15 protein-coding genes are annotated in these 11,202 nt (G+C 65.4%); 12 read left to right on the top strand and 3 right to left on the bottom strand.

All coding sequences use genetic code 11. The features are described 5' to 3' along the window. Positions 1–123 precede the first annotated feature (123 nt). Entirely contained in the window at positions 124–303 is a 180-nt protein-coding gene (locus tag CDO44_RS11735) for a DUF262 domain-containing protein (protein ID WP_087780383.1), read from the bottom strand. A 175-nt stretch (positions 304–478) separates the two neighbouring features. Next, positions 479–628: a hypothetical protein gene (locus CDO44_RS27610; protein WP_153995504.1), complete on the bottom strand. Its 150-nt coding sequence runs from the start codon at positions 626–628 to the stop codon at positions 479–481. 67 nt (positions 629–695) lie between these two features. On the opposite strand from CDO44_RS27610, the gene CDO44_RS11730 reads away from it, so the two are divergent. The 3 genes from CDO44_RS11730 (at position 696) to CDO44_RS11720 (ending at position 2,304) form a co-directional block, all read left to right on the top strand. Next, positions 696–947, top strand: coding sequence for a hypothetical protein (locus tag CDO44_RS11730; protein WP_062842671.1), 252 nt, complete (start codon positions 696–698; stop codon positions 945–947). Positions 948–972: 25 nt separating this feature from the next. Further along, on the top strand, positions 973–1,365 hold the full coding sequence (locus CDO44_RS11725) for a hypothetical protein (RefSeq protein WP_087780382.1): 393 nt from the start codon (positions 973–975) through the stop codon (positions 1,363–1,365). 222 nt (positions 1,366–1,587) lie between these two features. Next, the gene (locus CDO44_RS11720) at positions 1,588–2,304 is read left to right on the top strand and encodes a hypothetical protein (protein WP_062842673.1); all 717 of its coding nucleotides are present in this window, start codon (positions 1,588–1,590) and stop codon (positions 2,302–2,304) included. 59 nt (positions 2,305–2,363) lie between these two features. Here CDO44_RS11720 and CDO44_RS11715 read toward each other — a convergent pair whose 3' ends face one another. Further along, on the bottom strand, positions 2,364–2,984 hold the full coding sequence (locus tag CDO44_RS11715; protein ID WP_087780381.1) for a LysE family translocator: 621 nt from the start codon (positions 2,982–2,984) through the stop codon (positions 2,364–2,366). A gap of 429 nt (positions 2,985–3,413) precedes the next feature. Between CDO44_RS11715 and CDO44_RS11710 the strand changes: the two genes are divergently transcribed. The 9 genes from CDO44_RS11710 to CDO44_RS11670 all read left to right on the top strand — a co-directional run bounded on the left by CDO44_RS11710 (position 3,414) and on the right by CDO44_RS11670 (position 11,201). Then, the gene (locus tag CDO44_RS11710) at positions 3,414–3,965 is read left to right on the top strand and encodes an STY4534 family ICE replication protein (RefSeq protein ID WP_087780380.1); all 552 of its coding nucleotides are present in this window, start codon (positions 3,414–3,416) and stop codon (positions 3,963–3,965) included. Positions 3,966–4,020: 55 nt separating this feature from the next. Beyond that, on the top strand, positions 4,021–4,632 hold the full coding sequence (locus CDO44_RS11705) for a DUF3275 family protein (protein WP_020308044.1): 612 nt from the start codon (positions 4,021–4,023) through the stop codon (positions 4,630–4,632). 89 nt (positions 4,633–4,721) lie between these two features. Then, complete coding sequence (locus tag CDO44_RS11700; RefSeq protein WP_087780379.1) at positions 4,722–5,087, top strand: hypothetical protein; 366 nt, start codon at positions 4,722–4,724, stop codon at positions 5,085–5,087. Positions 5,088–5,171: 84 nt separating this feature from the next. Continuing rightward, complete coding sequence (locus CDO44_RS11695; protein WP_087780378.1) at positions 5,172–5,822, top strand: hypothetical protein; 651 nt, start codon at positions 5,172–5,174, stop codon at positions 5,820–5,822. Positions 5,823–5,887: 65 nt separating this feature from the next. Next, positions 5,888–6,997: a DUF6094 domain-containing protein gene (locus CDO44_RS11690; protein ID WP_087780377.1), complete on the top strand. Its 1,110-nt coding sequence runs from the start codon at positions 5,888–5,890 to the stop codon at positions 6,995–6,997. A 102-nt stretch (positions 6,998–7,099) separates the two neighbouring features. After that, positions 7,100–7,405, top strand: coding sequence for a hypothetical protein (locus CDO44_RS11685; protein ID WP_032963631.1), 306 nt, complete (start codon positions 7,100–7,102; stop codon positions 7,403–7,405). A gap of 110 nt (positions 7,406–7,515) precedes the next feature. Next, positions 7,516–9,789, top strand: coding sequence for a helicase-related protein (locus CDO44_RS11680; RefSeq protein WP_198951349.1), 2,274 nt, complete (start codon positions 7,516–7,518; stop codon positions 9,787–9,789). Between the two features lie 198 nt (positions 9,790–9,987). After that, the gene (locus CDO44_RS11675; RefSeq protein ID WP_013982128.1) at positions 9,988–10,557 is read left to right on the top strand and encodes a PilL N-terminal domain-containing protein; all 570 of its coding nucleotides are present in this window, start codon (positions 9,988–9,990) and stop codon (positions 10,555–10,557) included. Then, positions 10,554–11,201 carry a hypothetical protein gene (locus tag CDO44_RS11670; RefSeq protein ID WP_013982129.1) on the top strand — a complete coding sequence of 216 codons (648 nt, stop codon included), beginning with the start codon at positions 10,554–10,556 and terminating at the stop codon, positions 11,199–11,201. Before CDO44_RS11675 ends, CDO44_RS11670 begins: the two co-directional genes overlap by 4 nt. Position 11,202: the final 1 nt, after the last annotated feature.

The following is an 11,202-nucleotide window of genomic DNA, read 5'->3' as shown; positions in this document are numbered from 1 at the left end:
GTATGGGTTGCAGCGGGAGAAAGTCTACCTGTTCGATCGTCATGGTTGCGTCCGCAAAAGTCGTTGCGGACGCAAGCTTGACCACTTGTACGCTACCCCGATAGGGCGTTGTTCGCTAACCGCTTACAAATGAGGTACGGCCTTGTCGCCTAACAAGCGCGCTTCTGCTTTGTCTCGAATATCTTCCCAGAGTCGTCCCCATTGGTCATCCCGATTCCACACGTAGGGCCGTTGGTAAAACGGCACTCGATACTGGCGTCGATCCTGGTAGATCTGCTGAATAGTGAATGTGCGTGAATCCACAGGGGCAATCCCTCCTATCTATCCGATAACACGCTCGCGCACCTCTTTCTCCACCGTCAAAAGTACTGCAAGCACAACCCATCTAGCTTAGCCCGTTTCTTCGTACTGAAGAACCTGGGCGAAGCGCAGTACGGATTTCTGCGCGACGTCACCAGACTGATCCTTGATGCTGTGTTCATGCGTCGCTGATTTTTTTCAGCACCATGCCCTGGCAGCCCCGGTTTTCAAGGCTGCAACGCGCCTCGCCGCGTTGACCGATCCAGTCCGCCTCGCACCGACCACCGCGGACGCGCGTCGCCACGACGCGGGTGCTTTCGATGTTCAACCCGTCGGGAGATCTCCGCTCCCGAAAGGGCGTGGTGCCCCCGGTCTTCAACCACCAGGAGAAACCTATGTTCCTTGCGTTCGCATCGGCACGCTTGAGTGCTGAACAGGCCCGTGCCGAATCCATCGGCTACCAGGCCCTGGCCTACGTCGGCAAGCGCCTGCCCCTGCAGGTGCTCTGCAGTGCAGCCGGCCACTACATCGGCACCGCCGATGCAGACGGTCCCGTCTCGCGCGAGTCGATCAGCTACTTCCGATCGCACCACGCTGCCGAGCACGCCCTGCAAACGGGCCGCTGGCAGCAGCGCCTCAACCCGTGATGTCCAACCACCAGGAGTCCCCGTCATGAACCGTGCCCTGCCTCAAGAGGTACTGGATCAGATCGAGCTGGAACACCAGCACTTCGCCGCCGCGCCCCAAGCCTTCTTCGAGGCGTGGAAGCGCGGCGTCCACATCGCCGGTGCGGAATGGTTCGGCGACGGCACCCCCGAGGGCCTGCAGCGTGCCACCACCAAATGGGATCTGCGCCCGAACCTGCTGGTGCTCAACGACGCCCTCGGCGTCCTGAGCAGCGGCCAGCGGATGTTCCTGTCCGCCATGGTCAGCTTCTACAACGCCCGCGAGGGCGGGGCGATGCTCAAGCGTTGCGGCTTCGAGGGCCTGTCCGATCTCGCCGGCCTCGACCTAGAGCGGCGCAAGGTCATCGCCGACCTGACGCTGCACTACAGCGGCTGGTGAGCCACGCACGGCGCACCACCGTCCTTTCATCCCACCCCACGAGGGACATGCGTCCCCACGCGGGGCCATGTCCCTCCTTCTTCAAAGGAGCAGCCGTGTTCCGACACCACACCATCTGCTGATTTTCGCGAGAGCCGGCTGACCGGCTGCCACTTCATTCACTCGCTGGGGTTCAATCCCCAGCAGGGGATTGCCTCGGCCATCCCTTGCTGGAGAGATCCCATGTCCCATTCCAACAATCCCTTCGTCCGTGGCTACGATGGCCTGTCCGTGCGACGGCTGCTCGCCATTTCCTACGACGACGATTGCCCGCTGAGCCATCTCCCGCTACACGCCTCGCAGGCGCATTTGCCCGACAGCCAGGTCGAGCGCCATGCCTGCATCTTCGGCGACGACTTCGCGCTGATCACCGAGGGCCAGGACGTGCCACCCGAGTTGGATGCCCAATGCCGCAGCCACGGCATCGTCCGCACAGTGGTCTACGCCGTGATGGCGGAAGAAGCTGGCCAGCCGCTCCACGTGGGTGACACCTACAGCGAGGAAGCCGCCCGCGAGGTGGTGAGGCGCCTGAAATTCGAGACCGGCTACTACAGCCGGGCCTGGGAGATCAGCAGCGGCCACCTCACGGATGAGGCCAGCCGCTACCTGGCCGAACTGGCTGACATCGCCACGCCGACGCGCTTCCTGTTCATCGCCTTTCGCATCCCGTACTCCCCGGCAATTGGCGTGAAGCTGATCGCCACCCCATGGACGGATGACAACCTGCAACAGGTTGAAGGCATCACCGCCGCGCGCCTGCGGCAGGAACACCGCAAGAAGGGCATGCCCGAATGCCTGGTCGAGGTGTTGCACCTGGCCGCGCAGGCAGACGTACGCATGCTGGTGTTCGACGCCGATGCGCCGATCCTCGAAGGATTGGCGCTAGACGAAAACGAGTAGTCCCCTTCTGAGCCCCTGCGTGGGGCTCTTCTTCTTGATGGAACGCGGTGTCGAGCCGGTCAAGCGCCCTTGGTCAGCAGGTATCCACCCGCTCCGATCATCAACGCACCCGTCGTCACGCGAACTGGCCGATTGAATGACAAGTCCCTGGAAGCGGAAACGACCGCACGCGCAGCCACCGCGTACGCGACCTTGACGCCGCCCACGGCGACGACGGTGATTGCGGCGATGAGGTTTGCGTCAAAGGCCGTCAGAGCGGAAACGTCGACGAAGACAGGGAACAGTGCCGCATAGAAGAAAACCGCCTTCACATCCCCAAGCGTCAAGATCATGCCAGCGGCAAAGCTTGTCCAGATGCTGCCGGTCTCGTGCGCCCCCCTGGGCTTGGGTGGCTGGTCGCGATGTCGGATCAGTCCCACGCCAACCCAGATGAGATAGGCCGCGGCGACGTAGCGCAGCACGGTGAAGGCGCTTCCCATGACTTCCACCGCGGCCACGAGCCCCGTAATTGCCAGAACGACGAACAGCAGGTCGCCCACGACAATCCCCAGTGCAGTGGCAACACCGTGGCGTACCCCAAGCGTTGCAGACCGGACAACCACCAGGGCCACACTCGAACTGGGCATCGCAGCGAGTGCGATCATGGCAATAAACAGAGACAGGGCAGCGATTGCGGTCATGGGACAGCCGAATCCAGAAGGCGCGGGGCGCGCGGAGAGACAGTATTAATTATCACCGCGTCATCGGCAGAGGGCGTACCTGACCGACGTGCAACATCACACCCATCCACATTCGGTGCCACGCGGCAGGAATGCGGATGGGCGCAAATGCCGATTGCCGCTCGCCTGCACACCACCCTGACGCCACCCTCACTGCCATGTTCCGCTGACGTCCGTCAGCGACATGCCCAGGCAGCCACGATCTTCAAGGCTGCGACGCGGTTCCGACCGCGTTGATCACACCAGTTCGCACCGGCATCCATGCGCGAACGGCCATCGGTTCTCGATGGCGATGCCACCAAGCTGCTCCATCAACCCACGCGGGGGTTCCACACCTTCCCCGCCTTGGGTCGGGTGTGTCTCCGCCTCATTGTTCTCAGGAGATTCACCATGACCACTTCCAACGAAAAGTCCTACTTCGATCTGCACATCACCGGCCTCGGGTACCTCAATCGCATCCGCGAGGTGAAGCCCAAGAAAGGCGATGCGTTCCTGGCCTGCGACATCGCGGCCCTGAACGGTCCCAGCGATGACGTCTCGTATGTGCGTTTCGACACGCGCGTATCGGGATCGGAAGCGCAGCACCTGGTGCGCCGCTGCATTCAGGCGGTCGACGCCGAGAAGAAGGTGATGATCGGCTTCCGCCTGGGCGACCTGTGGACCGACACCTTCACCTACTCCAAGGGCAAGCGTGCCGGCGAGCAGGGGGTGAGCCTCAAGGCCCGCCTGCTGTTCGTCAGTTGGATCAAGGTCGACGGCAAGCTCGTCTACAAGGCCGAGCCCAAGCCGACCGAGACCGACGAGCGCGACCCGGAAGTCCCTGCGACGACCGATGCGCACGCCGCGCAGCAGGCCTCGGCACTGGAGCCTTCCAGGCCCGACGCCGATGCTGCCGACGAAGCAGCCGATGCCCCCGCATTGGCCGTTGCCGAGTCGTTCTGATCCGCAAGGCCCCATCCCCGGGGACTTGTCTTCTCTTCGTCAGCAGGAGACCTTCATGATCACCATCCCCGGCCAACTGGCCATCAAGACCATCCACGGCAGGAACGGCGACTTCAACGTCGGCCGCCTGGCGACCTCGATCGGCGAGTTCGTCGTGAAGAACGCCGAACTCGATCAGTACCGCGAGGGCAAGTACGACGGTGATTTCGTCATCGTTGAGATTCGCCCCTCCACGTACAACGCCAACGGCCGCATGGTCATCGAGATCCGCGCCCATCTGGGCGGGATGACGCTGTCCAACATCGACGCCCTGAGCCGCGACGAAGCCCGCCGGCTGAGTCCGCAGGAAGTCGATCCGATCGACGAGGAAGCGCAGGCGCCCGTGCCGGCAACGCCCCCGGCCAAGCCGAAGGCGAAGCCGCGCAGTCCGCGCGATCCCCTGGTCGATACCACGCCGTTCGGCAGCGAACCGGCTACCGTGTCCGCTGCGGCCTCGGCCGAGGCAGACGACGCGGCGCTGTTCGGTGCCTTGTGGCCCCTGGGCGAGACCGTGAAGCTCGATGCGACCGTGGATCGTCGTGTGCTGCGTCAGCAGCGCGACCGTCTCGACAAGCTGGGCTACGAGTTCGCTCCGTTGTCCCAGGACTGGCACCTCAAAGCTGCCTGATCCATCCACCGCCTTGCGCGGCATTCCGCCACCCGCCGGGGTTCTCCCCCGACGGGGAGGGCTCCGGCCTGTTCTTCAAGGAGACCCTCATGGGCTGGACCTTCGTTCGTCAGACGCGTGATCAGTTGATCCACGAGCTGCTCGCTCCGCAGGCGTCCGAACGCGCTTGCTGCGAAGTCATCGACCACACGCTGGACGGCGACGTTCTGTGGACCGTGGTTCGCGTCACCGCCAGGCAGGCGGGCGTCATGGGCCTCGCGGCCGGTGAGTCCGTCTGCTACATCGGCTGCCATCTGCTGGAAAGCTCGGGCGGCGATTGGGGCTACAAGTCCCTCGATGAGTCCGTGCATCCGTACTACTACTCGTGCCCGCTGCGCTATCTCGACATGGCGCCGGTGCAAAGCCCCGAGTGGCGCGAGCGGGTTCACCGCTTCCACGCGGGCCGCGCTGTCTAGCGGCACGCGTCTTCCTTCACCCAACCGGGGCGAGCACGGCCCCACGGGCTGTGGTTGCTCCTTCATTTTCAAGAGGACATCACCATGCCTGCACCTTCTTCCGCGAAACCGTTGTACCGCATCGACGAATGCCCCGACCTCATGGCCGACGCTTGCGTCGGTGACGAGCAGGGCAATCTCGTCTTTCTCTCGATCTGGGCGCGCGACACCGCTGTTCAGGAGTTCCTCGCCCGCCTGACCCTCGGCCGGGATGAACAGGGACTGGATCAATTCCACGTCATCACCGAGCAGGGCGCATCCATCCCGGTCTTCGTCGGCAACGTCGAGAACCTGGAAAAGCGCATCACTCGCGCCTACCGGCGAACGCTGTTCGGTTCGCTGACGAATGTGTGGCTGTTCGACCGTCGCTGCGTGAAGCCAGACAAGGCCAACGCCAGCGCGCTGGCGCTTCTGCCCAGGGATTCCGCTCACCGGCTCGACCGGCTGTGGACGCTGGTGCAGGAGACCTGCCCGCTGCCACTGCTCGACCACTGGCGCGATACCGTGCTGGCGCTGTTACAGACACGGCGGATGCTGACCGGTCTTCCCTTGGCCCTCGGGCCACTGGAAGGCCATCGGCTGGCCCTCGATGTCCCGGCGCTGACCAAGGCGCTGGGCGAGCTGATCCGCAACGGCACCCTCGGCGCCGCGCAGTACGAACTGGCCGCGAACGCACCGCTTCGGCGTGTGGCGTGAGCCATCCCCACGGGCATGCGCGCCGCGCGTGCCCGCCTTCCCTCATCCATCACCAGGAGAAATCCATGGCACTCATGTTTCCGCGCCTGGCGCGCAATTTCATCCGTAACGGCTACTTCCCCACCGACGAGCCGACGCTGGAGCGGACCTTGTCCGCGCTGGCGCCGTCTCCCGGCGCCATGTCCATCCTCGATCCCTGCGCCGGCGAAGGCGTGGCGATCGCCGAAGCCGCCCATGCCCTCGGGCGCGAGCAGGTCCAGGCCTTCGCCGTCGAGTACGACGCCGAGCGAGCCCGCCACGCACGGCAACTGGTCGATCGCTGCATCCACGGCGACCTGATGGACACGCTGATCTCGCGCCAGTCCTTCGGGCTGCTGTGGCTGAACCCGCCGTATGGCGACCTGAGCAAGGACGTGAACGGCAACATCGGCTATCAGGGCCAGGGCCGTGCGCGGCTGGAAAAGCTGTTCTATCAGCGCGCGCTGCCGCTGCTGCAGTACGGCGGCGTGCTGATCTTCATCGTGCCGTCCTACGTGCTCGACCCCGAGCTGGTCGGATGGCTGACGCGCCACCTCAAAGACCTGCGCATCTACCGTGCGGTGGAAACGCAGTTCAAGCAGGTGGTGATCTTCGGTCGCCGGGTTCGCCAGCGCGACCAGGCGTCGGAGTCGGCCAAGGCCGTGCGCGGTCTGCTGCTGCAGATCGGACAGGGCGACGCCGAAGCCGAAGAGTTGCCGCTCGAATGGCCGTTCCTGCCGTACACCGTCCCTGCCAGCCCGGCCGAGCCGGAGCACTTCTATCGCGTGACGATGGAGCCCGAGCAGTTCGCCGATGAAGTCGGCCGGCTGCAAGGACTCTGGCCGGCGCTCGATACGCACCTGGGCGCCGCGCAGCAATCGCTGCGTCCGCCCGCGCGGGCCTTGTCGCACTGGCATCTCGCCCTGGCCCTGGCCGCAGGCGCGATCTCCGGCGTGGTGAAGTCCAGGACCGGGCGCGTGCTCGTCGTCAAAGGTGATACCCACAAGGAGAAGACCCTCCAGACGGAATACACCGAACGCGACGACGGCTCCGTGGCCGAGACGCGCATCCTCACCGACAAGTTCGTGCCGGTCATTCGTGCATGGGACTTGACGCTGGGCTCGCCCACGTGGGGCGAAGTGCTGACCATCCGCTGATCGCTGTTCCCTGACGGTTCGCCGTCGCTTTCATCCACCCACCGGGGTCACGTTGCCCCCATGGGGGTGCCGTGGCCCCTTCTTCCAGAAGGAGAAACCACCATGGCACTCGCAATCCTCAACCTCGCGTCACAAGCACGCTTTTCCCCCGGGCAGGTGGTCATGACCGCCGGCGTCGACGAACTGGTCCGGCAGGGCCGGCTCGACCCCGCGCCGTACCTGCGCCGCCATCTTCATGGCGATTGGGGCGACCTGGACGACAGCGATCGACGGCAGAACGATGCCGCGCTGAAGTCCGGCGAGGATCGTCTGTTCTCGTCCTACCAGGTCACGCGCGACCTGAAGCTCTGGATCATCACGGAATGGGATCGCAGCGTCACCACGCTGCTGCTGCCCAGCGAATACTGATCCGCATCCAGCGGCACCTACACGTTTCTTTGCCGCTTCTTTCTTCCCACCCAGGGGCATGTCCCCGCCCCGTGGGGGAGGTGCATGCCCCTTTTTTTTGGAGCATCACCATGTCCCTCGATCTCGAAACCGTTCCCGAAACCACTGTGCAGGGCGACCTGCTCGAAGCGTCCGCTTCACCCCTCACGCTCAGCCTGCAGGACTTCGTGTCCGAGTTCGGCGACGAGTTGCTCGATTCGCTCAACCGCGCCAATCCTCCGGTCTACACCGGCCAGGTGCGGGTGCATCGGCAAACGATCCTCGCCGCGCTCAAGCGCAAGCTGTTCCCCGCGCAAGCCGATGTGGTCCACGCCGTCACCGAGTTGTTGGTCGATCGCGGCGAACGCGCCGCGATCGTCAATGGCGAGATGGGCTGCGGCAAGACGACGGTGGGTATTGCCACCGCCGCCGTGCTCAACGCCGAGGGCTACCGCCGCACCCTGGTGCTCTCGCCACCCCACCTGGTCTACAAGTGGCGGCGCGAGATCCAGGAGACGGTGGCCGGCGCCAAGGTCTGGGTGCTCAATGGCCCGGACACGCTGGTCAAGCTGCTGAAACTGCGCGAGCAGTTGGGCGTGCCTGCGCAGGGCCAGGAGTTCTTCGTCCTGGGCCGCGTGCGGATGCGGATGGGGTTCCACTGGAAGCCTGTCTTCGTTCGGCGGCGCACGCCTCACGGCGACGTGGGGGCCTGCCCGGATTGCGGGCATGTCGTCACCGACCTCGACGGCGAGCCGATCAACCCGGTCGAGCTGGAAGCCGAGGAGTCCCGCCGCAAGTGCAGTCACTGCCGTGCACCGCTGTGGACGCTGATCCGACCGAGGGGCTTGTCCGCGAGCGACCAGTCCTCCGCTGTCCTCAAAGCCTTGAAGCGCATCCCAACCATCGGGGAAGTCACCGCGCAGAAGCTGATGCAGAAGTTCGGTGACGCCTTCCTCGCGTCGATGCTCGGGGACAACATCCACGAGTTCATCAACCTGATGGACGACCGCGGCGAACTGGTCTTCTCGGACCGGCAAGCCCACCGGATGGAACGCGCGATGGCCAACATGGAGTTCGGCTTCGGCGAGGGCGGCTACCAGCCGTCCGAGTTCATCAAGAGGCAGCTTCCCCAAGGCACGTTCGACCTGCTCATCGCCGACGAGGCGCACGAGTACAAGAACGGCGGCTCCGCACAGGGCCAGGCCATGGGGGTGTTGGCGGCCAAGGCGCGCAAGACGCTGCTGCTCACCGGCACGCTGATGGGCGGCTACGGCGACGACCTGTTCCACCTGCTGTTCCGAGCCCTGCCGGGGCGGATGATCGAAGACGGCTACCGGCCGACGAAGAGCGGCAGCATGACCGCGGCCGCGATGGCGTTCATGCGCGATCACGGTGTCTTGAAGGACATCTACTCCGAGAGCACCGGCACGGCGCACAAGACGGCCAAGGGCACCAAGGTATCGGTGCGCACGGTCAAGGCGCCGGGTTTCGGTCCCAAGGGCGTGCTGCGTTGCGTCCTGCCGTTCACCGTCTTCCTCAAGCTGAAGGACATCGGTGGCAACGTGCTGCCGGCCTACGACGAGGAGTTCCGCGAAGTCGCCATGGACACGGCGCAAGCCGCGGCCTACCGCGATCTGGCGGGTCGGCTGACCCAGGAGCTGAAGCAGGCCCTGGCGAAGCGCGACACGACACTGCTCGGCGTGGTCCTCAACGTGCTGCTGGCTTGGCCGGACTGCTGCTTTCGGTCGGAAACCGTGGTGCATCCGCGCACGCGCAATACCTTGGCGTTCGTGCCGGCTCAGTTCAACGAACTGGAGGTGATGCCCAAGGAACGCGAACTGATCGAGATCTGCCGGCAGGAGAAGGCAGAAGGTCGCAAGACCCTGGTCTATTCGGTCTACACCGGCACGCGCGACACCACGTCGCGCTTGAAGGTGCTGCTGGAGCAGGAAGGCTTCAAGGTGGCGGTACTGCGCGCGAGCGTGGATGCCTCCCGCCGCGAAGACTGGATCGCCGAGCAGTTGGACCGTGGCATCGACGTGCTCATCACCAATCCCGAGCTGGTGAAAACCGGCCTGGACCTGCTGGAGTTCCCGACCATCGTGTTCCTCCAGTCCGGCTACAACGTGTATTCGCTGCAGCAGGCCGCCCGGCGCTCATGGCGCATCGGCCAGAAGCAGCCGGTGCGCGTGATCTACCTGGGCTATGCCAACTCCTCGCAGATGACCTGCCTGGGGTTGATGGCCAGGAAGATCATGGTCTCGCAAAGCACGTCGGGAGACGTACCCGAGTCGGGCCTGGATGTTCTGAACCAGGATGGTGATTCCGTCGAGGTCGCACTGGCCCGGCAGCTTGTCACGGTCTGATCCATGTGCCCATGCCGGTGGCCCCTCGGGGTCGCCGGCTTCTTTCCACGGCCCTTCGGGGCCGTTTTTCTTGGGCGTATGACAGTCCATGGCGCTGCCCAGCCATGTATTCGGGCGGGCGTCAGTGCGTTTTGTTTGCTGCCCGCAGGCCAAGCGGCGGCGATGGTGAGCGCTCCGTGTTCCAGGGAAGCGCCCTCCATGCAACCATCCATCCGCGCTGTTCACCGCCTGGCCCTCGCCGCTGGCTTGCTGGCCGGCAGCCTGTTGGCCGCCGGCTGCGCCACGACCGCCGCGTCGTCTGCGGCAGCGGTGCCGGCCGCATCGCCAACCGCCGTCGCGCCGGAGCCGGGTTTCGTTCCGGTGGCCCGCTACGGCCGCTACACCCTGGTCGAGCTGGTGCCGGAACCTGCGCAGCGTGATCTCTTGCAGCAGGCGGTGGAGGTCTCGATTCCGCCCATGCTCGATGCCAGCGTGGGCGATGCCATGCGCCATGTGCTCCTGCGCTCGGGCTACCGGCTCTGCGATGCGGTCGAAGCCGCCACGCTCTACGCGCTGCCGCTGCCTGCCGCACACCTGCGCCTGGGCCCGCTGATGCTGCGCGATGCCTTGCTGACCCTTGCCGGCCCCGCCTGGGAGCTGTCGGTCGATGACTTGACCCGCCAGGTCTGCTTCAGCCGGCACGGTGCTCCCACCTTCCTTTCCGCCAACCCGCCCGGCACCGCCACGCCCGTGCCGGACGCCGACCGGCCCGAGGAGCTGCAGCCATGACCTTTCCCCAAGCGCCATCCGAGCGCAATTCCCGCACGCGCTGGCTCAAGGTCGCCGCGGCCTTCTGGCTGCTGCTCATCAGTGCCGTGGCACTCATCAACAGCGTCGGCCTGTCGCGGCTCACCGAACAGACCCAGAGCAGCGCACAGGATGCGCAGGTCAAGGCGCTGGGCCTGCGCGTGGCCGATCTCGAACGACAGGCCGATGCGGACAAGCGCCGGCCGGTGCCGATCAGCCAGGCCGAATTCGCCACCGCGCGGCAGGCGCTGGACGAGCGGATGGCGCGCCTCGAAGAGGCCGACGAGACGAGGGCCCTGGCCGTCGACCTGCAGACGCTGCAGGCGCGCGTGAACGCAATCGAAACCCGCCTGGAGAAAACCCGGCAGGTGGCATCCGCCGCTCGCCCGCGCACTCCGGTTGCGACGAAGCCCAAGGTGCCGGAGCCGCCGTTCCGGGTGCTCGGCGTGGAGCTGCGGGGAGGCGAGCGCTTTCTGTCGATCACCTCCACCGCCGCGGCCTCGCTCGCGGGCGCCCGGCTGCTGCGCGAGGGCGACGCCGAGGGCGGCTGGCAACTGCAGTCCATCGAGGCGCAGGCGGGCGTGTTCCAGGTGAACGGCCAGACGCAGCGCGTTGCGGTGCCGTAGG

It is taken from the genome of Pigmentiphaga sp. NML080357, from assembly GCF_002188465.1.
In the GTDB taxonomy this organism is placed as follows: Bacteria; Pseudomonadota; Gammaproteobacteria; order Burkholderiales; family Burkholderiaceae_B; genus Pigmentiphaga.
Note: the sequence above shows the minus strand (reverse complement) of the source record. Positions and strands in the feature narration are given on the sequence as shown.

What these genes read in the sequence shown, in the direction of transcription:
- CDO44_RS11730 (WP_062842671.1), top strand. Translation starts at nt 696, where the DNA reads ATGTTCCTTGCGTTCGCATCGGCACGCTTGAGTGCTGAACAGGCCCGT.
- CDO44_RS11725 (WP_087780382.1), top strand. Translation starts at nt 973, where the DNA reads ATGAACCGTGCCCTGCCTCAAGAGGTACTGGATCAGATCGAGCTGGAA.
- CDO44_RS11720 (WP_062842673.1), top strand. Translation starts at nt 1,588, where the DNA reads ATGTCCCATTCCAACAATCCCTTCGTCCGTGGCTACGATGGCCTGTCC.
- CDO44_RS11715 (WP_087780381.1), bottom strand. Translation starts at nt 2,984, where the DNA reads ATGACCGCAATCGCTGCCCTGTCTCTGTTTATTGCCATGATCGCACTC.
- CDO44_RS11710 (WP_087780380.1), top strand. Translation starts at nt 3,414, where the DNA reads ATGACCACTTCCAACGAAAAGTCCTACTTCGATCTGCACATCACCGGC.
- CDO44_RS11705 (WP_020308044.1), top strand. Translation starts at nt 4,021, where the DNA reads ATGATCACCATCCCCGGCCAACTGGCCATCAAGACCATCCACGGCAGG.
- CDO44_RS11700 (WP_087780379.1), top strand. Translation starts at nt 4,722, where the DNA reads ATGGGCTGGACCTTCGTTCGTCAGACGCGTGATCAGTTGATCCACGAG.
- CDO44_RS11695 (WP_087780378.1), top strand. Translation starts at nt 5,172, where the DNA reads ATGCCTGCACCTTCTTCCGCGAAACCGTTGTACCGCATCGACGAATGC.
- CDO44_RS11690 (WP_087780377.1), top strand. Translation starts at nt 5,888, where the DNA reads ATGGCACTCATGTTTCCGCGCCTGGCGCGCAATTTCATCCGTAACGGC.
- CDO44_RS11685 (WP_032963631.1), top strand. Translation starts at nt 7,100, where the DNA reads ATGGCACTCGCAATCCTCAACCTCGCGTCACAAGCACGCTTTTCCCCC.
- CDO44_RS11680 (WP_198951349.1), top strand. Translation starts at nt 7,516, where the DNA reads ATGTCCCTCGATCTCGAAACCGTTCCCGAAACCACTGTGCAGGGCGAC.
- CDO44_RS11675 (WP_013982128.1), top strand. Translation starts at nt 9,988, where the DNA reads ATGCAACCATCCATCCGCGCTGTTCACCGCCTGGCCCTCGCCGCTGGC.
- CDO44_RS11670 (WP_013982129.1), top strand. Translation starts at nt 10,554, where the DNA reads ATGACCTTTCCCCAAGCGCCATCCGAGCGCAATTCCCGCACGCGCTGG.